This is a genomic window from Kitasatospora sp. HUAS MG31 (assembly GCF_040571325.1).
GTDB classification, from domain to species: domain Bacteria; phylum Actinomycetota; class Actinomycetes; order Streptomycetales; family Streptomycetaceae; genus Kitasatospora; species Kitasatospora camelliae.
Map to the genome: position 1 here is coordinate 6,719,755 of NZ_CP159872.1, position 22,345 is coordinate 6,742,099.

The 22,345-nt window shown below is 74.4% G+C and carries 23 protein-coding genes; 11 read left to right on the top strand and 12 right to left on the bottom strand.

What is annotated here, in order from left to right; genetic code table 11:
• Positions 1-66 precede the first annotated feature (66 nt).
• Together ABWK59_RS29980 and ABWK59_RS29985 are read left to right on the top strand one after the other, a co-directional pair.
• The gene (locus ABWK59_RS29980; protein WP_354643777.1) at positions 67-486 is read left to right on the top strand and encodes a DUF2690 domain-containing protein; all 420 of its coding nucleotides are present in this window, start codon (positions 67-69) and stop codon (positions 484-486) included.
• Between the two features lie 82 nt (positions 487-568).
• Complete coding sequence (locus tag ABWK59_RS29985; protein ID WP_354643778.1) at positions 569-1,189, top strand: histidine phosphatase family protein; 621 nt, start codon at positions 569-571, stop codon at positions 1,187-1,189.
• Positions 1,190-1,217: 28 nt separating this feature from the next.
• On the opposite strand, the gene ABWK59_RS29990 is transcribed toward ABWK59_RS29985, so the two are convergent.
• Positions 1,218-1,790, bottom strand: a complete 573-nt coding sequence (locus ABWK59_RS29990) for a TetR/AcrR family transcriptional regulator (protein WP_354645155.1) — start codon at positions 1,788-1,790, stop codon at positions 1,218-1,220.
• A 139-nt stretch (positions 1,791-1,929) separates the two neighbouring features.
• On the opposite strand from ABWK59_RS29990, the gene ABWK59_RS29995 reads away from it, so the two are divergent.
• Entirely contained in the window at positions 1,930-2,667 is a 738-nt protein-coding gene (locus ABWK59_RS29995) for an SDR family oxidoreductase (protein ID WP_354643779.1), read from the top strand.
• A gap of 44 nt (positions 2,668-2,711) precedes the next feature.
• Here ABWK59_RS29995 and ABWK59_RS30000 read toward each other — a convergent pair whose 3' ends face one another.
• Genes ABWK59_RS30000 through ABWK59_RS30015 form a run of 4 tightly spaced genes read right to left on the bottom strand, consistent with a single transcriptional unit; the run spans position 2,712 to position 4,815 of the window.
• Complete coding sequence (locus ABWK59_RS30000) at positions 2,712-3,359, bottom strand: GNAT family N-acetyltransferase (RefSeq protein WP_354643780.1); 648 nt, start codon at positions 3,357-3,359, stop codon at positions 2,712-2,714.
• A 59-nt stretch (positions 3,360-3,418) separates the two neighbouring features.
• Positions 3,419-4,285, bottom strand: coding sequence for a class I SAM-dependent methyltransferase (locus ABWK59_RS30005; protein ID WP_354643781.1), 867 nt, complete (start codon positions 4,283-4,285; stop codon positions 3,419-3,421).
• Complete coding sequence (locus tag ABWK59_RS30010) at positions 4,278-4,646, bottom strand: VOC family protein (RefSeq protein ID WP_354643782.1); 369 nt, start codon at positions 4,644-4,646, stop codon at positions 4,278-4,280. Before ABWK59_RS30010 ends, ABWK59_RS30005 begins: the two co-directional genes overlap by 8 nt.
• A complete protein-coding gene (locus ABWK59_RS30015; protein WP_354643783.1) occupies positions 4,636-4,815 on the bottom strand; it encodes a ribbon-helix-helix domain-containing protein in 180 nt (59 codons plus the stop codon). Before ABWK59_RS30015 ends, ABWK59_RS30010 begins: the two co-directional genes overlap by 11 nt.
• Positions 4,816-4,880: 65 nt before the next feature.
• Between ABWK59_RS30015 and ABWK59_RS30020 the strand changes: the two genes are divergently transcribed.
• Positions 4,881-6,002: an NAD(P)-dependent oxidoreductase gene (locus ABWK59_RS30020; RefSeq protein ID WP_354643784.1), complete on the top strand. Its 1,122-nt coding sequence runs from the start codon at positions 4,881-4,883 to the stop codon at positions 6,000-6,002.
• On the opposite strand, the gene ABWK59_RS30025 is transcribed toward ABWK59_RS30020, so the two are convergent.
• Positions 5,992-6,573: a hypothetical protein gene (locus ABWK59_RS30025; RefSeq protein ID WP_354643785.1), complete on the bottom strand. Its 582-nt coding sequence runs from the start codon at positions 6,571-6,573 to the stop codon at positions 5,992-5,994. The genes ABWK59_RS30020 and ABWK59_RS30025 overlap by 11 nt on opposite strands.
• Before the next feature lie 65 nt (positions 6,574-6,638).
• On the bottom strand, positions 6,639-7,565 hold the full coding sequence (locus ABWK59_RS30030; RefSeq protein ID WP_354643786.1) for a LysR family transcriptional regulator: 927 nt from the start codon (positions 7,563-7,565) through the stop codon (positions 6,639-6,641).
• 84 nt (positions 7,566-7,649) lie between these two features.
• Here ABWK59_RS30030 and ABWK59_RS30035 point away from each other — a divergent pair, with 84 nt between their 5' ends.
• The 5 genes from ABWK59_RS30035 to ABWK59_RS30055 all read left to right on the top strand — a co-directional run bounded on the left by ABWK59_RS30035 (position 7,650) and on the right by ABWK59_RS30055 (position 12,615).
• Positions 7,650-8,354, top strand: a complete 705-nt coding sequence (locus tag ABWK59_RS30035; protein WP_354643787.1) for a succinate dehydrogenase cytochrome b subunit — start codon at positions 7,650-7,652, stop codon at positions 8,352-8,354.
• Positions 8,351-10,288 (top strand): fumarate reductase/succinate dehydrogenase flavoprotein subunit, encoded by a 1,938-nt coding sequence (locus ABWK59_RS30040; RefSeq protein ID WP_354643788.1) that lies wholly within the window; start codon positions 8,351-8,353, stop codon positions 10,286-10,288. Before ABWK59_RS30035 ends, ABWK59_RS30040 begins: the two co-directional genes overlap by 4 nt.
• Positions 10,285-11,019: a succinate dehydrogenase/fumarate reductase iron-sulfur subunit gene (locus ABWK59_RS30045; RefSeq protein WP_354643789.1), complete on the top strand. Its 735-nt coding sequence runs from the start codon at positions 10,285-10,287 to the stop codon at positions 11,017-11,019. Before ABWK59_RS30040 ends, ABWK59_RS30045 begins: the two co-directional genes overlap by 4 nt.
• A gap of 220 nt (positions 11,020-11,239) precedes the next feature.
• Positions 11,240-11,743, top strand: coding sequence for a pyridoxamine 5'-phosphate oxidase family protein (locus ABWK59_RS30050; protein ID WP_354645156.1), 504 nt, complete (start codon positions 11,240-11,242; stop codon positions 11,741-11,743).
• A 23-nt stretch (positions 11,744-11,766) separates the two neighbouring features.
• Entirely contained in the window at positions 11,767-12,615 is an 849-nt protein-coding gene (locus ABWK59_RS30055; RefSeq protein ID WP_354643790.1) for an SMP-30/gluconolactonase/LRE family protein, read from the top strand.
• An 18-nt stretch (positions 12,616-12,633) separates the two neighbouring features.
• On the opposite strand, the gene ligD is transcribed toward ABWK59_RS30055, so the two are convergent.
• Positions 12,634-13,632 (bottom strand): non-homologous end-joining DNA ligase, encoded by a 999-nt coding sequence (gene ligD / locus ABWK59_RS30060; RefSeq protein WP_354643791.1) that lies wholly within the window; start codon positions 13,630-13,632, stop codon positions 12,634-12,636.
• Between the two features lie 78 nt (positions 13,633-13,710).
• Here ligD and ABWK59_RS30065 point away from each other — a divergent pair, with 78 nt between their 5' ends.
• Together ABWK59_RS30065 and ABWK59_RS30070 are read left to right on the top strand one after the other, a co-directional pair.
• On the top strand, positions 13,711-14,769 hold the full coding sequence (locus tag ABWK59_RS30065) for an ATP-dependent DNA ligase (RefSeq protein WP_354643792.1): 1,059 nt from the start codon (positions 13,711-13,713) through the stop codon (positions 14,767-14,769).
• Between the two features lie 15 nt (positions 14,770-14,784).
• On the top strand, positions 14,785-15,342 hold the full coding sequence (locus ABWK59_RS30070) for a dihydrofolate reductase family protein (protein ID WP_354643793.1): 558 nt from the start codon (positions 14,785-14,787) through the stop codon (positions 15,340-15,342).
• 29 nt (positions 15,343-15,371) lie between these two features.
• On the opposite strand, the gene ABWK59_RS30075 is transcribed toward ABWK59_RS30070, so the two are convergent.
• The 4 genes from ABWK59_RS30075 to ABWK59_RS30090 all read right to left on the bottom strand — a co-directional run bounded on the left by ABWK59_RS30075 (position 15,372) and on the right by ABWK59_RS30090 (position 22,331).
• Positions 15,372-15,986, bottom strand: a complete 615-nt coding sequence (locus tag ABWK59_RS30075; protein WP_354643794.1) for an isochorismatase family protein — start codon at positions 15,984-15,986, stop codon at positions 15,372-15,374.
• 74 nt (positions 15,987-16,060) lie between these two features.
• A complete protein-coding gene (locus tag ABWK59_RS30080; RefSeq protein WP_354643795.1) occupies positions 16,061-17,044 on the bottom strand; it encodes a GlxA family transcriptional regulator in 984 nt (327 codons plus the stop codon).
• Between the two features lie 299 nt (positions 17,045-17,343).
• Complete coding sequence (locus ABWK59_RS30085) at positions 17,344-18,090, bottom strand: DUF7158 domain-containing protein (RefSeq protein ID WP_354643796.1); 747 nt, start codon at positions 18,088-18,090, stop codon at positions 17,344-17,346.
• Positions 18,087-22,331 carry an NEW3 domain-containing protein gene (locus ABWK59_RS30090; RefSeq protein ID WP_354643797.1) on the bottom strand — a complete coding sequence of 1,415 codons (4,245 nt, stop codon included), beginning with the start codon at positions 22,329-22,331 and terminating at the stop codon, positions 18,087-18,089. Before ABWK59_RS30090 ends, ABWK59_RS30085 begins: the two co-directional genes overlap by 4 nt.
• Positions 22,332-22,345 lie beyond the last annotated feature (14 nt).

Below are 22,345 nucleotides of genomic sequence, written 5' to 3' on the forward strand. Positions count from 1 at the left end.
CAGTCGGTGCCTCCGAGCCGAGGAGCGCCCGCCGCCGAACGGCGGGTGCGGGACGGGAGGCAGGACATGGACCGCAGAAGGATCGGCGTGCTCGCCGGTGTCGGAGCACTCGCGTTGAGCGCCCTGGTGGGGGTCTCCCCGGCCCATGCGGCCGTCGGGTGCTACGGCTCCGGCTGCAACGGCAAGGACCCACAGGCGCTGGGCTGTTACGCCGACGCCTACACCGGCTCCCAGGTGACCACGGACGACGGCCGGTTGCTCCAGTTGCGCTACAGCCCGGCCTGCGGGGCCGCCTGGGGTCGGCTGCTGCAGTCCTACGTCGGCGACTACGTGGCGGTCACCAGCTCCACCGGCCTCAGCTACTCCGCGTACGTCAGCAGCTCCAAGACGTGGACGGCCATGGTCGACGACCACGGCTCGCTGACGGCCCGCGCCTACCACGCCACCCAGTGCTGCTACAAGGACTCCTGGACGGGCTGGTACTGACCAAGCCCCGGAGTCGATGCCCCGCCCGGCCGCCGCCATCCGGGCGGGGAACCGCCCGCCCGGGCCGTGCGTCGCCCCCTTCATGATCGCTACCCGCTACCTCTACCTGGCCCGGCACGGTGAGGCGCTGCCCGACGAGAGCGGCCTGACGGACCGCGGCCGCCGGCAGGCCGAACTCCTCGGCGACCGGCTGCGGGACATCCCGTTCACCGCCGTCCACCACGGCCCGCTGCCCAGGGCCGCGCAGACCGCACAGCTGATCGCCTCCCGGCTGACCGCCGCACCGACGCCCTCCGCCGCCGAACCCGCCGGCGACTACCCGCCGTACCTCCCGGCCGAGGGGGACCTGCCAGCCGAGCACGCCGCCGTGGTCACCCGCGTCCTGGAGCACTACGGGTCGCAGGAGTTGGCCCGCGGGCCCGAGCTGGCCCGGGAGGCGCTGGCCCGCTTCACCGGGCCGGTGGCGGGCGGGCGGGATTCGTACGAGCTGCTGGTGACGCACAACTTCCTGATCGGCTGGCTGGTCCGGCACGCCATGGACGCCCCGCCGTGGCGCTGGGCCGGGCTGAACCACGGCAACGCCGCACTCACCGTGATCCGGTACGCGCCGGGCCGGCTCGCCTCCGTGCTGACCTACAACGACGCCGGCCATCTGCCCGAGGACCTGCGCTGGACCGGCCTGCCGCCCGAGCTGCACCCGTGACGTCACCGCCCTGACGTGTCGTCACATCTCACGGGCGGGGCCTGAGACCGTCCAGGGTGAGGTCGAGCAGGCGCTCCGCCCGCTGCCGGTGTTCGGCGCCCGCCGAGGTGAGGGCGATGCCTTCGAGGGCGGCGCCGAGGTCGCCGGGGCTGATGTCGGTGCGGATCACCCCGGCGGCCGCGCACGCGTCCATGAGGGTGGTGATGGCGGCCTGGATGAGGTCCCGGCTGTGGCCGTAGGGGTTGCCGCCCGTCGCGGCGATGGCGCGCAGGGCGTCGACCATGCCGTACTTGGCGCTGACGTAGTCCAGGAAGAGGCGCGTCCAGGCGCGGAGAGCGGCGTCCGGCGCCTTCGCCGCGAGGAGTGCGGGGGCCGCGTCGCACAGGTGGGCCACCTCGTTGCGGTAGACCGCCTCGATCAGGGCCTCCCGGGTGGGGAAGTTGCGGTACAGGGTCGCGCTGCCCACGCCCGCCTCCCGGGCGATGCGCTCCAGGTGGGCGTCCAGCCCCTCCGACGCGAACACGCGCACGGCGGCGGTGAGGATCGCCTCCCTGTTGCGCCGTGCGTCGGCCCGCAGCGGTCGTGCTGCTCCGTCGGCCATCAGCGTGGTCATCCCCTCTCGGGCGCTCGTCACTTGCTAATCGGGGGCGCCCCCACTTAGCCTCAAGTGGGGGTGCCCCCGATTCACTGTAGATCAGTGCGCCGCGCCGACGCGCGCACGCCCCGGGAAGGGAAGCCGAATGTCAGGGATCGAGGGCAAGGTCGTGGCGATCACGGGCGCCAGCAGCGGCATCGGCGAGGCGACGGCGACCTACCTCGCCGCCCGCGGGGCCCGCCTGGTGCTCGGGGCCCGGCGGGAGGACCGGCTGAACGCGGTGGTGGACCGGATCACGGCACAGGGCGCCTCGGCCACCGGGGTCGTCGTCGACGTGACGTGTCGCGAGGACCTCCGGCGGCTGACGGACACCGCGGTCGACCGCTTCGGCCGGCTCGACGTCCTGGTCTCCAACGCCGGCACGATGGCGGTCTCGCCGTTCGACGAGCTGCGCCAGGACGACTGGGACGCCATGGTCGCCACCCACATCACCGGACTGCTGAACGGCATCGGGGCGGCGCTGCCGGTCTTCCGGCGGCAGCGCTCCGGCCAGTTCGTCAACGTCGCCTCCACCGCGGCCTACGTCGTGAAGCCTCCGCAGGGCGTCTACGCGGCCACCAAGGCGGCGGTGAAGGTGCTCACCGAGGGCCTGCGGCAGGAGTCGGGACCGGACCTGCGGGTCACCCTGGTCTCGCCGGGGTTCACCCACACCGAGGGCGTCGGCAAGGGCGCAAGCCCCGAGGTCGCGGCCGCGATGACCCGGCAGCGCGACGAGATGGCCATGCCACCCTCCGCCGTCGCCTCCGCCATCGGCTACGCGATCGAGCAGCCGGACGGCGTCGACATCAGCGAGATCGTCGTCCGGCCCACCGCGCAGGCCTGACGCCGGCCGACCGGCCGACCGGCCGACCGACCGGCCGACCGGGCTCAGAGCCGGTGCCTGACCAGCAGCACCTCCGCGCCGATCGGACGGTACCCCGCCGCCTGGAAGGTGCGGACGCTGGTGGCGTTGCCGGGTGCCTGCTGGGCCCACAGGACGTCCCCCTCCGGCAGCAGATGCCGGGCGGCGACTGCCAGGGCCCGCCCCAGGCCGCGCCCGCGCGCCGCCGGATCGACCTCCACCGAGGCCTCCCAGCGCCCGGCCACCCCGCGCCCGAGCACCAGCACGCCCGCCCCGTCCGGCGTGCTCCACACCCGGACGTCCTCCCGGTACCGCAGGGCCCGGACGACCCGCGGGTGCTCCCGGTCGGTGATCGGCTCGACGGTCAGGGCGGGTGCGCCCGGCAGCCGTCCGGCCGCGGTGATCAGGTCGACGTTGCCGATGTTCCGGCCGGTGCGGGCGGCGAGGGCGGTGAGGAAGGACGGCGAGAGCGGCGCGGCGAGCGGGTCCGCCGGGGAGTCCGCGATCGCCTGCTTCACCCAGACCGGGTCCTCGTCGCAGAACACCACCGCGTGGGCGCTGAAGGAGACCACCCCGGCCTCCCGCTCCGAGGGCTGCGGCACCACGGTGACCCCGCCGTCGGAGGGCGGGAACACCCCGCGGGCCGCGTCCGCCAGGATCTCGTCGAGCTTCACGTACTCCCCCTGCCCCTGCCTGTCGTGTCACCCTCACCCTAGCCAGCGGCCACAGCCGCTCACACCTCCGCGACCAGGAACTGTTCGGCGCGCGGCAGTTCCAGCCCGTCGCCGCGGCCGGCGAAGTACCGGGCGGCCAGCTCGTCGGGGGAGACGTGCACGGCCCGGCCGAACCCCGCCGCCAGGGCGTCCCGCCGGATCTCCTCGGGCGCGTACAGGCTGAGGAACGGGGTGCCCGCCGCGGCGGCCCCCCGCATCGAGAACTCCTGCACCCGCCGCTGCTCCGGGTCGAGCAGCTCCAGCGGCGGCAGGAAGGTGGTGGCCAGGACGGAGCCGGGGGCGAGCGCCGCGGCCTGGCGCAGCGTCGCGGTGTTGGCCTCGCGGGTGAGGTACATGCTGACGCCGGTGGAGGCGACGACCGTCGGCAGGTCCGGGTCGAACCCGGCGGCGGTGAGCCGCTCCCACCAGGAGTCGCCGGCCTCGAAGTCGACGGGGACCAGGGTGAGCCAGGACGGTACGGCGTGGCCGAGTTCGGCCAGCCGCTGCCGCTTCCAGGCCTGCGTACCGGGCTGGTCCACCTCGAACACGCGCAGGCGGGAACCGAGTTCGGGGCGGCGCTGGGCGAAGGTGTCCAGGCCGGCGCCGAGGATGACGTACTGTGCGGCGCCGGCGTCGGCGCGTTCGGCGACGAGGTCCTCGACGAAGCGGGCGCGGGCGACCATCGAGGCGCGGACGCCGCTGACCCCCGGCATCGTCATGTCGCCGCGCTCGCGCCAGTCGGGCCCGGGGTCGGCGAGCCGGAGCCCGATCCGGTCCTCGAGCACGTACGGCGCGGCGTCGGCCTCGACGTGGAGGGCGCGCCAGAGGGCGACGCGGACGGCGGTGTGGTCCGGTACCGGGCGCTCGGTGAGCGGTGCGTCAGCCATGGGAGTGTCCTTCCGTGCCGTGGGGGAGGGGGGCCTGGAGGGCGACGGTCCGCCCGTCGGGGTCGCGGAGCGCCGCCTGCTGGACGCCCCAGTGGGTGGGCGTGAACGGCTCGGCGTACTCCGGTGTGCGGTCGGGTGCGAAGGCCGCGGCGTCGGCCACGGTCAGCACGGGGCGGGTGGCGAGCTCGCGGTCGTGCTGCTCGACGATGAACACGTACGGCCCGCCGGCCGGGTGGCGCCAGTGCCCGGAGCCGTGGTCGGTCTCCAGCACGCTCTCGAACCCGAGGGACTTCCAGAACGCTGCGGTCGCACCGTAGTTGCGGGTCTCGACGAGGAATCCCTCGATGCCGTCAGTCGCCATGTGTGCTCTCCTTCCCGGTGGTGCCCATGCGCTGCAGGTACTCGGACAGGGCCGCCTGGACGATCGCGGACAGCGACCGCTCCGTGTCGACGGCATGGTGCTTGACCTCTCGAATGAGGTCGACGGGCAGGTAGACGTTGAACTGTTTCACCTGTCGCTCGGCGCTCATGAGTAGGATGCTAGCATCCTACTGGGCTAAGGAGTTGACGTATTTTCAGGGAACAGAGGGACCAGGTGGACCGGACTCCGCGCCGCGTCCTCGTCGTGGACCCGGCCCCCGGGGAGGACGCGCTCACCGAACTGGCCGCCCTCACCGCTCTCGGCCTGGTCCCCACGGTCAACCTGCGCCGGGTCGCCGACCCCGGCCTCCGCGCCCGGATCGCGGCCCGCTGGGCGGCCGTGGACTTCGACGGCTTCGACGAACGGGAGCTGGCCGGCCACCTGGAGGACGGCGGACGCGGCCACGAGGTGCTCAAGTGCCGGGCCGGTATCCCCCTCACCCGGGCGGTGCTGGAGCGGGCGACCCGGGACGGCCTGGTGCGGCGCCTGCGGCTGGTCGGACGGGCCGCCGCCGGCTCCGACACCTTCGACCTCGCGGCGGCCGAACGCCTCGGCGTCGCGGTCCGGACGACCCCGGGGGCCAACGCGGCCGCGGTGGCCGAACTGACCGTGGCCCTGATGCTGGACGCCCTGCGCGGCGTCGGCCGACGGGACGCCGCCCTGCGCCGGGGCTCCTGGACCGACGCGGTCGCGGACCTGCCCGTGCGCGGGCTCGCGGACGCCCGGGTGGGGCTGGTGGGCTCCGGCGCCATCGCCCGCCGGGTGGCCGAGCTGGTGCGCGCCTTCGGCGCCGAGGTGTGGGTCCACGGGTCGCCGCGGTTCACCCCGGAGCGGGCGGCCGGGTGGCCCGGGCGCCGGACCGGGACCCTGGCCGAGCTGCTCGCGGGCTGCGACGTGGTCTCGGTGCACGTCCCGGCCACCGCGCGGACGGCCGGACTGATCGGGGCCGAGGAACTGCGGCTGATGCGGCCCGGATCGGTGCTGGTCAACACCTCCCGGGCCGCGGTGGTCCCCGAGGAGGCCCTCGACCGAGCCCTGCGCGACCCCGCCGGCGGTCCTTGGTGGGCCGCGGTGGACGTCTTCGCGGCCGAGGGGCCCGGCTTCGCCTCCGTCCTCGCGGACAACCCCTTCTGCACCCTGTCCCCGCACGCCGCGGGCATGACCCGGTCCGCGATGCGCACGGCCTCGCAGCACCTCGTCGAGGCGTTCGCGCAGGTCCTGGCGGACACCGGGCCTCCGGACGGCGACCCGCCGCGAACCGGGCGGAGTGAGCCGCCCGACGGGGTCAGAGCCTGAAGTGCGCGACCGCGCGCTCGGCGACCTCGTCGGGGCCGAGGCGGGTGTTGTCGATCCGCAGGTGCGCGTCGGGGAGATGGGCGAAGTCGTCGACCGAGTTGAGCCGGTACCTGGCGTCCATGCCGATCAGGTTGCCGTTCGACCACGCCAGGTCGCGCTTGGAGGCCTTCTCCGCCAGGCGGGTCTCGCCGGCGTTGCGCTCCAGCCGGACCTCCTGGTCGGCGGAGAGCTCCAGGAACAGCACCCGCGCTCCGCGCTCGCGGAACGGGGCCGCGTAGCGCTCGACCAGGGCCGCGTCCTCGGGGTCGTCGAAGTCCCAGACGAGGGTGAACACCAGCCCGGGCAGGTCGCTCGCCGCGGCCTCGGCGAAGATCTGCTCCCGGAAGGCGTGGTTGAGCCGCTGGAACTGGGGCGACTCGTAGGGGAACAGGCGCAGCAGCGGTTCGATGGTCAGGTGGTTGTGGAAGAGCTTGAAGCCCGTGCGGTCGGCTATGGCGCCGCCCACGGTCATCTTCCCGACCGCGGCCGGACCGACGACGAAGAGCAGGGTCGGAGGTGTGGTGTCTGACATCCCGGCAGGATAGGGCCGCGGCGTGATCTTGGTCGACCCGCCGGGTGCACCCGTGCCGGCGCCGGTCAGGCCACCCCGGGCAGCAGCCGGGTCCCCGGCGGGAGGGCGCCGATCCGGGCGGCCTCGGCCAGGTGGGCCAGCAGGACGGTCCGGAACTCGGCCGCCGCCCGGCTCAGCGGCAGCTCCCCGCCGTGCGCCACGGCGATGGTCCGCCCGAGCCCCGGCGCCGCGAACGGCGTCACCGCCAGCCCCGACCGGGCCGCCACCATGCCGGGCAGCACGGCCGCCCCCAGCCCGGCCCGGACCAGGCCGACCACGGCGTCCATCTCGCCGCCCTCCACCGCGTACCGGGGCTCGAACCCGGCCGCCCGGCAGGCCGCCAGCGTGGTCTCCCGGACGTCGTAGCCCTCGCGGAACATCACCAGCCGCCGCTCGCGCAGGTCCTCGATCCTCGCCCGGCGCCGCCGCAGCGGCTCGGCCGTCACCAGCACCAGCTCCTCGTGCAGCAGCTCGGTGACGGCCAGCGCCGGCGCCTCCCGGGCCCGCGGGGTGATCACCAGCGCCAGGTCCAGCTCGCCGGCCCGCAGGCTGCGGACCAGATCCCGCGAGCCGTCCTCCTGGAGGACCAGCTCCACCCCGGGGTACCCGGTGCGGTACTCCCGCAGCACGTCCGGCACCAGGCTCACGCACAGGCTCGGCGGCGCCCCGAACCGGACCCGGCCACGCCGCAGCTGCACCGTCTCCTGCACGGCCCGCCGCGCGCTCTCGGTGTCCGCCAGGATGCGCCGGGCCAGCGGCAGCAGCGCCTCGCCGGCATCGGTCAGGGTCGTCGACCCCCGGCCCCGGTGGAACAGCTCGGCCCCCAACTCCCGCTCCAGCGAACGGATCTGCTGCGACAGTGAGGGCTGTGCGACATGACAGGACTCGGCCGCCCGGGTGAAGTGCCCGGTCTCGGCCACGGCGGCGAAGTAGCGGAGCTGCTGGAACTGCACACCGGCCATCATAGGCCGTGCCTATCGTGATCCGCGTTTTCATGTCTTGGACGCCACCCGGGTCGCCTCCCTACCGTCGACCCCATGGCACTCGTGACCCGGACGGGCCGACACCCGTCCGCCCTGGCGGCCCTCTGGCGCTCCACCGTCGGCAAGAAGGCGGTCATGGCGGTCAGCGGCCTGCTGATGCTGCTCTACCTGGTGGCCCACATGCTGGCCAACCTCAAGGTCTTCCTCGGCCCGGACGAGCTCGACGGCTACGCCCACTGGCTGCGCACCCTCGGCGAGCCGTTCCTGCGGTACGGCTGGTTCCTGTGGATCGCCCGGACGGTGCTGCTCGCCGCCGTCCTCGCGCACGCCACCGCCGCGTACCAGCTCAGCCGGCGCGACCTGGCCGCCCGGCCGCAGAAGTACCGGCACCGCCGGCAGCGGGCGAGCTACGCCACCCGCACCATGCGCTGGGGCGGGGTGATCCTCGGCCTGTTCATCGTCTGGCACATCCTGGACCTCACCACGCTCACCGTGAACCCCGCCGCCCAGGAGGGGCACCCGTACCAGAACGTGGTCGCCTCCTTCTCCACCTGGTACGGCGGCGGGATCTACATCGTCGCCATGCTCGCCCTCGGCCTGCACATCCGGCACGGCTTCTGGAGCGCCGCGCAGACCCTCGGCGCCAACAACCCGCGCCGCGACCGGGCGTTGAAGGCCACCGCCAACGTGCTGGCCCTGCTGCTCACCGCCGGCTTCCTCGCCGTCCCCGTCGCCGTGCTGACCGGAGTCGTCTCATGACCCACCTCGACTACACCCTCGGCGACCCGATCGCCGACACCCGGGCCCCCGCCGGGCCGATCGAACAGCGCTGGGACACCCGGCGGTTCGAGGCCAGGCTGGTCAACCCGGCGAACCGCCGCAAGCACACCGTGATCGTGGTCGGCACCGGGCTGGCCGGCGGCGCCGCCGGCGCCACCCTCGCCGAACAGGGCTACCGGGTCCAGCAGTTCTGCTTCCAGGACTCCCCTCGCCGGGCCCACTCCATCGCCGCCCAGGGCGGCATCAACGCCGCCAAGAACTACCGCAACGACGGCGACTCGATCCGCCGCCTGTTCTACGACACCGTCAAGGGCGGCGACTTCCGTGCCCGCGAGTCCAACGTCCACCGGCTCGCCCAGGTCTCGGTGGAGATCATCGACCAGTGCGTGGCCCAGGGCGTCCCCTTCGCCCGCGAGTACGGCGGACTGCTGGACACCCGCTCCTTCGGCGGCGTCCAGGTCTCCCGCACCTTCTACGCCCGCGGCCAGACCGGCCAGCAACTCCTGCTCGGCGCTTACCAGGCACTCTCCCGGCAGATCGCCGCCGGCAACGTCGAGATGCACGCCCGCACCGAGATGCTCGACCTCCTCGTCATCGACGGCCACGCCCGCGGCATCGTCGCCCGCGACCTGGTCACCGGCGAGATCAGCACCCACCTCGGCGACGCGGTGGTCCTCGCCACCGGCGGCTACGGCAACGTCTTCCACCTCTCCACCAACGCCAAGAACTCCAACGCCACCGCGATCTGGCGGGCCCACCGGCGCGGCGCCTACTTCGCCAACCCCTGCTTCACCCAGATCCACCCGACCTGCATCCCCCGCTCCGGCGACCACCAGGCCAAGCTCACCCTGATGAGCGAGTCGCTGCGCAACGACGGCCGGATCTGGGTGCCCAAGGCCCAGGGCGACACCCGCCCGCCCGCCGAGATCCCCGAGCAGGAACGCGACTACTACCTCGAACGGATCTACCCCTCGTTCGGCAACCTGGTGCCCCGCGACATCGCTTCCCGCGCCGCCAAGGTGGTCTGTGACGAGGGCCGCGGCGTCGGACCCGGCGGGCAGGGCGTCTACCTGGACTTCGCCGACGCCATCGCCCGGATGGGCCGCGAAGCCGTCGAGGCCAGGTACGGCAACCTCTTCGAGATGTACCAGCGGATCACCGCCGAGGACCCCTACCGCGTCCCCATGCGGATCTACCCGGCGATCCACTACACCATGGGCGGCCTCTGGGTCGACTACGACCTGCAGACCACCGTCCCCGGCCTGTTCGCCATCGGCGAGGCCAACTTCTCCGACCACGGCGCCAACCGGCTCGGCGCCAGCGCCCTGATGCAGGGCCTCGCCGACGGCTACTTCGTCCTCCCGCCCAGCCTCAACGACTACCTCGCCCGCACCCCGCTCGGCGCGGTCGCCCCCGACCACCCGGAGATCCGGTCCGCCGAGGCCGAGGCCGCCGACCGGCTCCACCTGCTGCTCGCCGTGGACGGCGACCGCACCCCCGAGTCCTTCCACCGCGAACTCGGCGAACTCCTCTGGGACGAGTGCGGCATGGCCCGCGACGACGCCGGACTGCGCCGCGCTCTCGCCGAGATCCCGCGGCTGCGCGAGGAGTTCTGGCGGCGCGTCAAGGTGCCCGGCACCGGCGAACAGCTCAACCAGACCCTGGAGAAGGCCAACCGGATGGTCGACTACCTGGAACTCGCCGAACTGATGTGCCTGGACGCCCTGCACCGCACCGAGTCCTGCGGCGGCCACTTCCGTACCGAGAGCGCCACCCCCGACGGCGAGGCCGCCCGCGACGACGAGCACTTCAGCTACGTGGCCGCCTGGGAGTTCACCGACGGCGCCCCCGTCCTGCACCGCGAACACCTCGCCTTCGAGCACGTCCACCCCACCCAGCGGAGCTACGCGTGAACCTCACCCTGCGCATCTGGCGCCAGCCCGGCCCCGACGCACCCGGGGCGCTCACCACCTACCGGGTCAGCGGCATCAGCCCCGACATGTCCTTCCTGGAGATGCTCGACACCCTCAACGAGGAGCTGATCCTCCGCGGCGAGGACCCCGTCGCCTTCGACCACGACTGCCGCGAGGGCATCTGCGGCGCCTGCGGCATGGTCATCAACGGCCAGGCCCACGGCCCCGAACGGACCACCACCTGCCAGCTCCACATGCGGCACTTCCGCGACGGCGACACCATCGACGTCGAACCCTGGCGCGCCGCCGCCTTCCCCGTGGTCCGCGACCTGGTCGTGGACCGCGGCGCCCTCGACCGGATCATCGGCTCCGGCGGCTACATCACCGCCCCCACCGGCAGCGCCCCCGACGCCCACGCCACCGCCGTCCCCAAGGAGGCCGCCGACCTCGCCTTCGAACACGCCGAGTGCATCGGCTGCGGCGCCTGCGTGGCCGCCTGCCCCAACGGCTCCGCCATGCTCTTCACCGCCGCGAAGGTCGTCCACCTCAACGTCCTGCCGCAGGGGGCGCCGGAGCGCGGGAGCCGGGTGCGGTCGATGGTCGCCGCCATGGACGACGAGGGCTTCGGCGGCTGCACCAACACCGGCGAATGCGCCACCGCCTGCCCCAAGGGCATCCCCCTCACCGGCATCGCCCGCCTCAACCGCGAGTTCCTGCGGAGCTCCTTCTGACCGGGCGAGGGAACGCACCCGGGTTCTTGTTTCAGGGGCGCGGGGAACTGCGCGACCAGTCATCACCCACCGTAAGATCGCGGCAGGTGCAACTCACCCTCCTGAGAGCGTCGTACGGCCTGAGCCTCCCGATTCGCGCAGTTCCCCGCGTCCCTCAGGGTCCACCGGTTGCGCCTACCCCGTGCCGGGCATCCGCCGCCGTACGCTGCTGTGCGTGTCGATGGAGGACCCGGCGGCGAGCCGGCCGTACATGCCCGGGTACGGGATCCTGCCCGCCGAGCAGGGCAGCGGGTTGCTGCCGTGGTCCTGGGCCGGCCGGCGGCTGGCCGACTCGCACGACTACTGGCTCGCCACCGTCCGCCCCGACGGACGCCCGCACGTGATGCCGGTCTGGGGCGTCTGGCTGGACGACCGCCTCTGGTTCAGCACCGCCCTCGGCTCCCGCAAGGCCCGCAACCTCGCCGTGCACCCCGACTGCGCCGTCACCACCGACGACCCGCTCAACCCCGTCGTCCTGGAGGGCCGCGCCGAGACCGTCCCGGACCGCCCGGCGATCATCCGTTTCCTGGCGGCGCTCAACACCAAGTACCGCACCGACTACGGCCCCGACTTCCTCGACCCCGCCGTGAACGCGACCGTCCGGGTCCACCCCGTCCAGGCGTTCGGCCTGCGCCAGGAGGACTTCACCGGCTCCCCGACCCGGTGGCGGTTCCCCCGTCCCTGACCTCCTCCCGGCTGGAGCCCCCCGTGCCCGACCACCGCGTCCTGCTCGACGGTCTCGTCCTCGGCGAGTCCCCCCGCTGGCACGACGGCGCCCTCTGGGTCTGCGACTGGGGCGCCGGGGAACTCCTCACCGTCACCCCGGACGGCCGCCGCGGGACCGCGCTGGGCGTCGACACCTTCCCGTTCTGCATCGACTGGCTGCCCGACGGCCGCCTGCTGCTGGTCTCCGGCGGCGACGCCCGCCTGCTGCGCCGGGAGCCGGACGGGTCCACCGCGCTCCACGCCGACCTGCGGGACCTCTCCGACCGGCCGTGGAACGAGGTGGTCGCCGACGGCCGGGGCAACGCGTACGTCAACGGGATCGGCTTCGACCTGATGGCCGGCGAGGCCCCCGGCCCCGGGCTGATCGCCCTGGTCACCCCGGACGGCCGAGCCCGGACCGTGGCCGGGGACCTGGGATTCCCCAACGGCATGGCGCTCACCCCGGACGGCCGGACGCTGCTGGTGGCGGAGTCGTACGCGAGCCGGCTCACGGCCTTCGACATCGGCCCGGACGGCGGCCTGTCCGGGCGGCGGACCTGGGCCGAGGTTCCCGGTTCCGCGCCGGACGGCATCTGCCTGGACGCGGAGGGCCTCGTCTGGTTCGCCGACGTGCCGGGCCGCCGGTGTGTCCGGGTCCGCGAGGGCGGCGCGGTGGAGCGGACCGTGGACCTGGACCGCGGGGGCTTCTCCTGCGCGCTCGGCGGCCCCGACGGCCGCACCCTCTACGTCACCGCCGCCGAGTGGCACGGCCCCGCGGCCGCCGGAGGGGCCGCTCCCACGGGCCGGGTGCTCGCCGTCCCCGCGCCGGCCGGACCCGCACCCCGCCCCTGAGCGGCTCCCGCCCGGACCTCAGTGCTTGCGGGCCCGGCTCGGCTGGACGCGGGCCGGTTCGCCCGGCATCTTCGGGTGGTCGGGCGGGTACGGCAGGTCGCCCTCGTCCTGGTGGGCGTACAGCTCCAGCAGGGCGTCCAGGGTGAACGCGTGGTCCTCCATGTCGGCGTGCAGGTCGCCGAGTTCGCGGAACCGCTCGGGGAGGGTCCGCAGGTCGAAGTCGGCGGGGGAGACCTCGTCCAGCTCCTCCCAGCGCAGCGGCGCGGAGGCGGTGGCCCGCGGGCGGGCGCGCAGCGAGTACGGGGAGGCGATGGTGCGGTCGCGGGCCATCTGGTTGTAGTCCACGAAGATCGTCTCGCCGCGCTCCTCCTTCCACCAGGCGGTGGTGACCCGGCCGGGCATCCGGCGTGCCAGCTCGCGGCCGAGGGCGATCACGGCGTGCCGGCAGTCGGTGAAGGTCCAGCGCGGCTCCAGCGGCACGTAGACGTGCAGGCCGCGGCCGCCGGAGGTCTTCGGCCAGCCGCGCAGTCCGTGCTCCTCCAGCAGGGCGCGCAGCTCGTGGGCGGCGGTGACGGCGTCGCGGAAGTCGGTGCCCGGCTGCGGGTCGAGGTCGATCCGCAGCTCGTCCGGGTGCTCGGTGTCGTCGCGGCGGACCGGCCAGGGGTGGAAGGTCAGGCAGCCGAGGTTGGCGGCCCACAGGACGGCGGCGGGCTCGGTGGGGCAGATCTCGTCGGCGCTGCGGCCGCTGGGGAAGGCGATCCGGGCGGTGGGGAGCCAGTCGGGCAGGCCCTTGGGGGCGCGCTTCTGGTAGAAGAACTCGCCCTCGACGCCGTCCGGGAAGCGCTGCAGCGTGGTGGGGCGGTTCCGCAGCCCGCGCAGCACCCCGGGCGCCACCGCGAGGTAGTACTCGGCGACGTCCCGCTTGGTGAAGCCCCGCTCGGGGTAGTACACCTTGTCCGGGTTGGACAGCCTGACCGCCCGGCCGTCCACCTCCAGTTCCACAGCCGTTCCTGCCATGGGGTTCACGCTAGGGCCGCCGGTGCGGACCGGCGCGCCCGCGCGCCGCTACCGGCCGGTTCGTCCACCATCGGAGGTATGGAACTCCCCGTGATGCCGCCGCTCTCCCCGATGCTGGCCAAGTCGGTCGCCGAGATCCCGCCCGGCATGCAGTACGAGGCGAAGTGGGACGGCTTCCGGGCCATCGTGTTCCGCGACGGCGAGGAGGTCGAGATCGGCAGCCGCACCGGCAAGCCGCTCACCCGGTACTTCCCGGAGCTGGTGGCGGCGTTCCGGGCCGGGCTGCCGGAGCGCTGCGTGGTGGACGGCGAGGTGGTGATCGTCCACGACGGCCGGCTGCACTTTGAGGAGCTGCTGGAGCGGATCCACCCCGCCGCGTCCCGGGTGCGGACCCTGGCGGAGCGGACCCCGGCCTCCTTCGTCGCCTTCGACCTGCTGGCCCTCGGCGACACCGCGCTGGACGGCGAGCCGCTCACCGTCCGCCGGGCCGAACTGGTCCGCGCCCTGGGCGGCGCCCGCCCGCCGGTGCACGTGGCGCCGGCCAGCACCGACGTGGAGACGGCCCGCGGCTGGTTCTCCCGGTTCGAGGGCGCCGGACTCGACGGGGTGGTGGCCAAGCCGCTGGACGCCCCGTACGCGCCGGGGGAGCGCACCATGTTCAAGGTCAAGCACGCGCGGACGGCCGACTGCGTGGTCGCCGGGTACCGGGAGCACAAGAGCGGCCCGGTGGTCGGCTCGCTGCTGCTCGGCCTGTACGACGACACCGGGCGGCTGCAGCACGTCGGGGTCAGTGCCTCCTTCCCGATGGCCCGCCGCAGCGAGCTGGTCGAGGAACTGGCGCCGCTGCGGCTGGACGACCTCACCGGCCACCCCTGGGCCGCCTGGGCCGAGGAGGACGCCCAGGCCGCCTCCCGGCTGCCCGGCGCGGTCAGCCGGTGGACCGGCAAGAAGGACCTCTCCTGGGTGCCGCTGAGGCCCGAACGGGTCTGCGAGGTCGGGTACGACCACATGGAGGGCACCCGCTTCCGGCACACCACCCAGTTCAAGCGGTGGCGCCCGGACCGGGACCCGGCCAGCTGCACCTACCAGCAGCTGGAGGAACCGGTCTCCTACGACCTCGCCGAGATCCTCGGCTGACGGGGGGCGACGGGGATGGGCCGGGTCGTGGTCTTCATGGTGGCCAGCGCCGACGGGTTCTACGAGGGCCCCGGGCGGGCGTTCGACTGGCCGGTGGTGGACGAGGAGTTCGGCGCGTTCGCGGTGGAGCAGCTGGCCGGGTTCGGCGGGCTGCTGTTCGGGCGGATCACCTACCAGGGCATGGCCGCGTACTGGCCGACCCCGGAGGCCGAGCGGGAGGACCCGCGGACGGCGGCGCTGATGAACGCCGTCCCCAAGTACGTCGCCACCCTCACCCTGGAACACGCCGACTGGGGTCCCGGCCGGATCCTGCGCAGCACCGGGGAGATCGCCGAACTGCGCGAGCAGGCCGGGGCGGACCTCGGGGTGTTCGGCAGCAACGGGCTGTGGGTGCGGCTGCTGGAGACGGGACTGGTGGACGAGATCCGGATCATGACCATGCCGGTGGCCCTCGGCGGGGGCCGCTCCCTCTTCACCGGGATCCACTCCCGGGTCCACCTGGAACTCACCGACACCCGGGTCTTCCGCTCGGGCAACGTGCTGCTCACCTACCGTCCCCGCCCGGCCGGATAGCCGGACGGGGACGGCCCCGGGCCGGACGCTCAGGCGGTGAGGTCGGCCACCGTCGCGGCGACGGTGCCGAACAGGTCCGCCACCGTGGTCAGGGCGGCCGCCTGGAGCACGGCGGCAGGCATCGGGGTGCCGTCCGGGGCGGTCAGCGACCGGGTGGCGGTGGCCTCGGCGACCACCGTGGGCCGGTAGCCGAGGGCGAAGGCGCCCTGGGCGGTGAACGCCACGCACAGGTGGGTCATGAACCCGGCCAGCACCAAGTCCCCACCCGTGCCCAGCTCGCGCAGGGTCTTCTCCAACTCGGTGCCGTGGAACGCGTTCGGGAGCGACTTCACCACCACCGGCTCCCCCTCCACCGGAGCCACCTCGGCGCTGATCGCCCCGATCTCCGCCCGGATGTCGTACGGGGTGCCCGGGCCGCCGTCGTTGACGACGTGGACGACCCGGGTACCCGCGGCCCGGGCGGCGGCCAGCAGCCGGGCCCCGGCGGCGAGGGCCTGTTCGGCGCCTTCGAGGGCCATCACGCCCGTCCGGTAGGTGTGCTGAAAGTCGATCATGAGGAGGGTGGCGTCGGCCAGGCGCGGCAGGCTGCCGTCGAGGCCGATCACGTCGCGCAGGGTGGTGGACGCGGGGGCGGAGGAGGACATGGCGGGGCTCCGTTCGGTGGAGGGTGAGGGTTTTCGGGCAGGGCCGAGCCGTACTGGGACTGTGAAAGGGGAAGTCAGCCGGTGGTGCGGAAGCGGCGGCGGTAGGCCGCCGGGGTGGTGCCGATCTGCTTGCGCAGGGCCCGGTGGAGGGTCTCCACCGAACCGAGCCCGCAGGCGGTCGCGACCCGGTCCAGCGACTGGTCGGTGCTCTCCAGCAGCCGGCGGGCCGCCTCCACCCGGACCGCCTCCACGAAGGCGGCCGGGGTGGTGCCGGTCTCCTGGCGGAAGACCCGGGCGAAGTGACGCTCGCTCAGGCACATCCGGGCGGCGAGCGCGGCCGCGGACAGGTCCGCCGACGGGTGGTCGGCGATGTACGTCCGCAGCTCGTCGATGTCCCGGCGGGAGGCGGCCGGGCGGCTCAGCGGGACGGAGAACTGGCTCTGACCACCCTGGCGCTTGAGGTACATCACCAGCTGCCGGGCAACCGCCAGGGCGAGCTCCTCACCGAGGTCCTCGGCCACCAGCGCCAGCGAGAGGTCCATGCAGGCGCTGATCCCGGCCCCGGTCCACACGTTCCCGCTGCGCAGGAAGATGGGGTCCGGGTCCACCGTCACCGCCGGATGATCGGCGGCCAGTTGGGCGGCCGTCGACCAGTGGGTGGTGGCCGTCCTGCCGTCCAGCAGCCCGGCCGCCGCCAGCAGATGCGCGCCCACGCACACCGACGCCACCCGGCGGGCCAGCGGCGCGACCCCCTTCAGCCACGCCACCACCTCCTGGTCGATCCGGGCGACCGGCCCACCCGGGTGCAGGTCCACCGCACCCGGGACCAGCAGGGTGTCCAGCACGCCGTCCACCTCGGCGAACGTGAGGTCCGGCAGCAGCCGCACCCCGGCCGAGGTGGTGACCGGCCCGGCCGTCGGCCCCGCGAGCTCCACCCGGTAGCCCGCGCGGTCGCCGGTCTCGCGGTTGGCCAGCGCGAACACCTCGGCGGGGCCGGTGACGTCGAGGAGGTCGACGTCGGGGAAGACCGCGATGACGACACGGCGGGAACTGGACATGCCCCCATCGTCACGCCCGCGCCACCATGACCGCAATGACACCATCCCGTCAGATCCGGACACCGACGCTACCCGTGGCCTCCCAGGGGCGCGGGGAACTGCGCGCAGCGGAGGGCACACCCCTCAAGCCGGCAACGGCGGTGCAGCTTCTCCTCGTTGTCCGGATACGGCGCCGCACCTCCCGCCTCGCGCAGTTCCCCGCGCCCCTGAGGATCCCGGTTGCTTAGGTCTCCCCGCGCCCCTGGGAGCACCGGTTGCGTGGGGCAGCGCTGCGCGCCTGGGGAGCCCGGTTGTGTGGGTCAGTGGCGGTGGTGGTTGTCGGGTTGGGTGGGGTCGCCGGGGTGTTCGAGGCCGGGGAGGATGGTGAGGCGGGTGGCGCGGGTGTGGTCGAGCCAGCGGACGAAGGCGATTCGGCGGGCGGATTCCCGGAGGGCGGCCTCCGCGTCCTCGCCCGGTGCCGCCGCCGGTCGACGGTCGATCAGGGTGGCCGTCCAGCCGCCCGCGTGGACCTCCCGTCCCGGCCCGGCGGCCCGGAGGGCGTCGGCCAGGGTGGTGGGCAGGCCGGCCGGGTCGGTGTCGAAGGTGCCGTCGGGTGTGGCCAGCCGCCAGAGCTCGGACGGTTCCGCCGGTTGCCCGCCCGCCGCCGTGCGGTACCGCTCCACGGCGGCGGGATCCACCTCCACCCCGTCCGTGACCGCCGCGTACACCGCCCGGACGGCGGCACTGCCCTCGAACGCCGCCGCCGCGATCGACCCCAGCTCCACCGCCGCCCGCTGGTCCAGCCGGACCGGGGGTGCGGTGGAGGCGTCCAGCCCGCGCTCGGCCGCCTCCACCGCGCACAGCTCCTCGGTCAGCACCACCTGCGCCACCCACCGGGTCAGCTGCCGGTCCTCGGCGCTCCCGGGCACCGGCAGCGCCGAGGACCGCGGCCCGCCGCGCAGCGCGGCCAGCCGCCGGTCCAGCTCGGCGCGGGGCAGCGGACGCCCGTCCAGCAACCCCAGCACCCCGGCCGCCGCCGGGTGCGGGCCGTGGTGGTGCCCGCTCACGGCTCCACCACCAGTGCCACGGTCGGCGCGTACTGGCAGCGGCCGAACCACATCACCTTGGCGAGCGCCCAGTACGCCCCCGGTTCGGTGCCGGCCGGCACCTCCACCGGGAAGGCGATCTCCGTCCGGGCCCCAGCCGCCAGGGTGAAGCCGCGGACCGGGTCGGGCAGCGCCTCCCAGATCCCCCAGGGCGCCACCACCTGCAGCTCGCCGCGGATCTCGCCGCGGGTCCGGTTGGCCAGGAGGACCCGTAGTTCGGCCCGCCCGCCGGGTGTGAGGTGCAGCGACTGCCCGGCGACCCCGACCGTCAGGCCGGTGTCCCGGCCGCTCGTGGCCTGGGTGCCCTGGGCCGCCGACCAGTCCTCGGGCACCTCGCCCGGCACCGGCAGCAGCGCCGGCAGGTCGCCGACGGCGACCGTGGCCACGTCCTCCACCTCCTGGCCGTCGTAGGCGGTCCGCACGGCGACGAAGTACAGGCCGGGTTCGGCGTCCGGCGGCGGGGTGACGGTGACCGGGAACCGCAGGTGCCCGCCCGCCGCCAGCCGGTACGGCCGCCGCCGCAGGTCCACCGACCAGCCCTCGGGTACGAGCACCTCGGCGGTGCCCTCCACGGCGGCGTCGGTGAGCTGCGAGGCCAGCGCCACCGACAGCTCGACCGGGGCGTCGGCGGTACCGGCGGGGAGCCGGAGCAGGCCGGGGGAGACCCCGACCGACACCGGCAGGTACCCCATCGGCGCCGGCCCGCGGTTGTGCAGCCAGTAGCGGGCGTGGACGGGCTGCGCCGCCTCCGCGGCCGGACCCAGTACGGCCCCGGACGGCTCCCCACGGCCACCGCCACCGACACCGTCACCGGCGGCGGCCGCGACGGCGGGCACCCCGGTCACCGTGGCGACCTCCGAACCGGCCAGCGCCACCGGCCCGTCCAGCTCGGCCCCCGGCCGCTCCAGCAGATCGGCCGCGCGCAGCCGGTCCGGGGCCAGCCCGCCCTCCAGGACGGCCTCCCGTCCGAGTCCGGTGGACTCCAGCAGCCGCAGCACCACCCCGTCCGCCGGGTCCACCCGCTGGGCGGAGCCGCGGGCGATCGGGTTGCCGGCCGGCTTCAGCGCCCCGAGCAGGACCTCCCGCTCCGGGCGCACCCGCAGCCAGGAGTGCGCGGCGGGCAGGTCCCCGGCCTGCGCTTCGGCGATCCGGGCGTACAGCGGGTGGTTGAACTCCTGCCCCTGCGAGGGCAGCGCGAGCTCCCGCCAGTCGCCCGGTCCGGACACCAGGGCGTAGCAGAACTCGTGTGTCCAGTGCTGGAGTTGGAAGGAGGCTCCGTCGGGGAGGGTGCGCCGCGGCGGGTCGATCCAGACGCCGGAGGGCCAGCCGGTGCAGGAGCGCATCAAGGACAGGTTCAGGGCGCCCGCCGGGTCGACCGCGAAGCCCGGCAGCCCGTAGGTGAGCAGCGCCACCGTGTGGTCGGTGAGCAGCTCCTCGGCGGCCACCGGCCCCGGGCAGACCGCGGACACCCGGGCGTCGGCCAGGTCCTCCGCCAGGGCGGCGGGGTCCGCCACCACCAGGGCGGGCAGCGCCCGCAGGTCCCGCAGGTCGGCGTTGGGCCGCCACACCTCGCGCAGCGGGCGCTCGGCCGGCACCCACACCCGGCCCTCGGCCTTCAGCACGGCCGCGTACTCCTCGCCGGCCCGCTCCAGCAGGTCCCGGGCGGCGTCGTTCACCTCGGGGCCGCCCAGCACGATCCGGACGTCCGGCAGGTTGGAGTCCACGTCGAGCCAGCCGTACCGGGACCAGTCGGCGGCGGCCACCGTCGCGGTGACGCCGACCCGGACCAGGGCCACCACCAGGTCCCGGGCGTCGGGGGCCTCGGCCAGGCCGGGGACGACCACCTCGGCCACGCCCAGGGCCCGCTCGCCCAGCACCTGCCCGGCCGGGCCGGTGAGGGCCACCCGGGCGGTGGAGCCCAGTCCGAACCAGGTGTTGGCCGGGTTGTCGAGGGTCCAGGGCGCCTCCGCGGCGTCCACGTCGGGCAGGGCGAAGCCCCGGCCGACCACCGCGCCCGCCACCTCGCTGACCGGCAGCGCGCCCGGCAGGTCCACCGGGAAGCGCAGCCGAAGCAGCCGGTCCGCGCCCGCGTAGTCCACCACCCGGGTCCGGCAGTCCACCCGCGCCGCGCCCCGCCACAGGGTGACCGTCTGCTCGTACCGCAGGCCCTCCACCGTGCCGGCCACCACCAGCCGCTCGCCCAGCGGCCCGGTCTCCCGCCGCACCTCGGCCGGGGCGCCGGCCGAGCCGGTCACCGGGCCCTGGGGAACCAGGTGCCAGGGGCCTTCTCCGAAGTCCGGGTGCTGCGGGTACTCCCGGTACACCCGCAGCTCGTTGCCGACCTGTCCGTCGGCGATCAAATCCCGTTCGTGGAGCAGATCCTGAACGACCGTCAGACCGCCGCCGCGGGCCGGATCGGCCACCACCCGGTAGCGCTCGTCACGGATCTCCGTGCCCTCGGCGGGCGTCCACAGCGGGTCGGCCTCGCCCGGCACCAGCCGCCAGGTCCGCCAGCCCAGCGCCGGCACCCCCTCGGCGAGGAACCGCAGCACCCCGCCGGCCACCGCGCACGGCACGGCCGCGCCGCCGCCGTCCACCACCCGTACCTGTCCCGCGTCCTCCGGCAGTCGGACCTCCACCAGCCCGGAGCGGTCGAAGGAGAGCGTGTTGGTCACCACCACGGCCGCGCCCTCGCCGGTGGTGTCGATCCGCCCGGCCAGCCCGGCCAGCGCGGTGTCCCGCACCCCGGCCGCCAGGTCGTACGCCTCCCGCCAGCCGCCCAGCAGGTCGATGTACACCTGGTCGGACTCCGACCCGGTGATGGCGTCGTGGTGCGCGCCGTACGCGAGGTGGCGCCAGACCTTGTCCAGTGCCGCGTCCGGGTACCGGCCTAGGCCGTGCAGTGCGGCCAGGGTGGCCAGCTTCTCGGCGTCCACCGCGGCGACCTCGGCCGCCCGCTGCGCCTGCTTGGTGTCGATGTAGGAGACGTCCTTGCCGGTGTAGACCGGGTTCATGTCGCGGGTCTGCGGGCTGGGCCGGCGCCCGGAGGCGGCGAGTTCGGCGCGGACGGCGTCCAGGAAGTCCCGGGGCGTGCCGCAGACGAACCGCGGCCACAGGTACTTGGCCGCCCAGGAGCGGTGGATCTCGGTGACCCACTTGTTCGGCGGGGTGTAGTCGGTGCCGACCGGCAGCAGCAGGTTCCGGGTGGCGCCGACCGGCTTCAGCTTGCGGTACAGCTCGTACACCGCCTGTTCGGCGGCGGCCAGGTCGGCGGAGGAGTCCATCCACCAGCCCGCCGAGTAGTGGTGCGGCATGTAGTGGGTGAGCACGCCGCGGCCCGAGGGCGAGATCCACTCGAACTCGCTCGGGAACTGCATCACCGTGGCGTCGTCCTTGGCCTCCCGGAAGTTCTTCTGGATCGGCCCCCACTGGTGGAACGGGCCGCGCGCCCAGGCCGATCCGGTCAGCCCGGCGGCGTCCAGGTACCCGGGGAACTGCGGGTCGTGCCCGAACACGTCCAGCTGCCAGGCGGTCCGCGGGTCGGCGCCGAGGATGTCGCGCTGGTAGCCGACCCCGAGCACGATGTTGCGGATGGTGGTCTCGGCGCCGGTCAGGTTGGTGTTGGGCTCGTTGTAGGTGCCGCCGACCAGCTCCACCTGCCCCGAATCCAGCAGCCGGCGCAGCTGGGCGCGGCGCTCGGGGTGCTGGTCGAAGTACGGCTTGAGGTAGTCGATCTCGGCGAGCACGAACCGGTACACCGGGTCGCGCAGCGCCAGGTCCAGGTGGGCGTCGACCAGGGCGAAGCCGTTGCGCTCCCACAGCGGACGGGTGGTGGCGTCCCCGGAGAGCAGCTCCCAGGGCGAGGTGTACGCGGCCTGGGTGTTCCACCAGACCGGGTCGTAGTGGAAGTGCGAGACCAGGTACATCGTCCAGCCGGGCTCGGCCACCTCGACCACGGCCTCGGCGCGGGCCCCGCCGGCGGTGACGGTGACCGGCAGCAGGTCGCCGGGCGAGGCCCGGTCGGTGATCTCCAGCGGCACCTCCAGCACCCCCGTGCCGGTCGCCTCGCCGTGGACGCCCGGGCCGTCGACGGCCACGGCGCAGGGCGGACCTTCGAGGGTGACCCGCAGCAGCTGGCGCGGGGCCTGCTCGGTGCCCGTGAACAGATCGGTGCTGGTGACGGCGGTGATGGTGACCGGCACGGGGGCGCTTCCTT

Excerpts from the sequence above, each read along its gene's own strand:
- ABWK59_RS29980 (WP_354643777.1), top strand. The coding sequence starts at position 67 with ATGGACCGCAGAAGGATCGGCGTGCTCGCCGGTGTCGGAGCACTCGCG.
- ABWK59_RS29985 (WP_354643778.1), top strand. The coding sequence starts at position 569 with ATGATCGCTACCCGCTACCTCTACCTGGCCCGGCACGGTGAGGCGCTG.
- ABWK59_RS29990 (WP_354645155.1), bottom strand. The coding sequence starts at position 1,790 with ATGGCCGACGGAGCAGCACGACCGCTGCGGGCCGACGCACGGCGCAAC.
- ABWK59_RS29995 (WP_354643779.1), top strand. The coding sequence starts at position 1,930 with ATGTCAGGGATCGAGGGCAAGGTCGTGGCGATCACGGGCGCCAGCAGC.
- ABWK59_RS30005 (WP_354643781.1), bottom strand. The coding sequence starts at position 4,285 with ATGGCTGACGCACCGCTCACCGAGCGCCCGGTACCGGACCACACCGCC.
- ABWK59_RS30010 (WP_354643782.1), bottom strand. The coding sequence starts at position 4,646 with ATGGCGACTGACGGCATCGAGGGATTCCTCGTCGAGACCCGCAACTAC.
- ABWK59_RS30015 (WP_354643783.1), bottom strand. The coding sequence starts at position 4,815 with ATGAGCGCCGAGCGACAGGTGAAACAGTTCAACGTCTACCTGCCCGTC.
- ABWK59_RS30025 (WP_354643785.1), bottom strand. The coding sequence starts at position 6,573 with ATGTCAGACACCACACCTCCGACCCTGCTCTTCGTCGTCGGTCCGGCC.
- ABWK59_RS30035 (WP_354643787.1), top strand. The coding sequence starts at position 7,650 with ATGGCACTCGTGACCCGGACGGGCCGACACCCGTCCGCCCTGGCGGCC.
- ABWK59_RS30040 (WP_354643788.1), top strand. The coding sequence starts at position 8,351 with ATGACCCACCTCGACTACACCCTCGGCGACCCGATCGCCGACACCCGG.
- ABWK59_RS30050 (WP_354645156.1), top strand. The coding sequence starts at position 11,240 with ATGGAGGACCCGGCGGCGAGCCGGCCGTACATGCCCGGGTACGGGATC.
- ligD (WP_354643791.1), bottom strand. The coding sequence starts at position 13,632 with ATGGCAGGAACGGCTGTGGAACTGGAGGTGGACGGCCGGGCGGTCAGG.
- ABWK59_RS30065 (WP_354643792.1), top strand. The coding sequence starts at position 13,711 with ATGGAACTCCCCGTGATGCCGCCGCTCTCCCCGATGCTGGCCAAGTCG.
- ABWK59_RS30070 (WP_354643793.1), top strand. The coding sequence starts at position 14,785 with ATGGGCCGGGTCGTGGTCTTCATGGTGGCCAGCGCCGACGGGTTCTAC.
- ABWK59_RS30075 (WP_354643794.1), bottom strand. The coding sequence starts at position 15,986 with ATGTCCTCCTCCGCCCCCGCGTCCACCACCCTGCGCGACGTGATCGGC.
- ABWK59_RS30080 (WP_354643795.1), bottom strand. The coding sequence starts at position 17,044 with ATGTCCAGTTCCCGCCGTGTCGTCATCGCGGTCTTCCCCGACGTCGAC.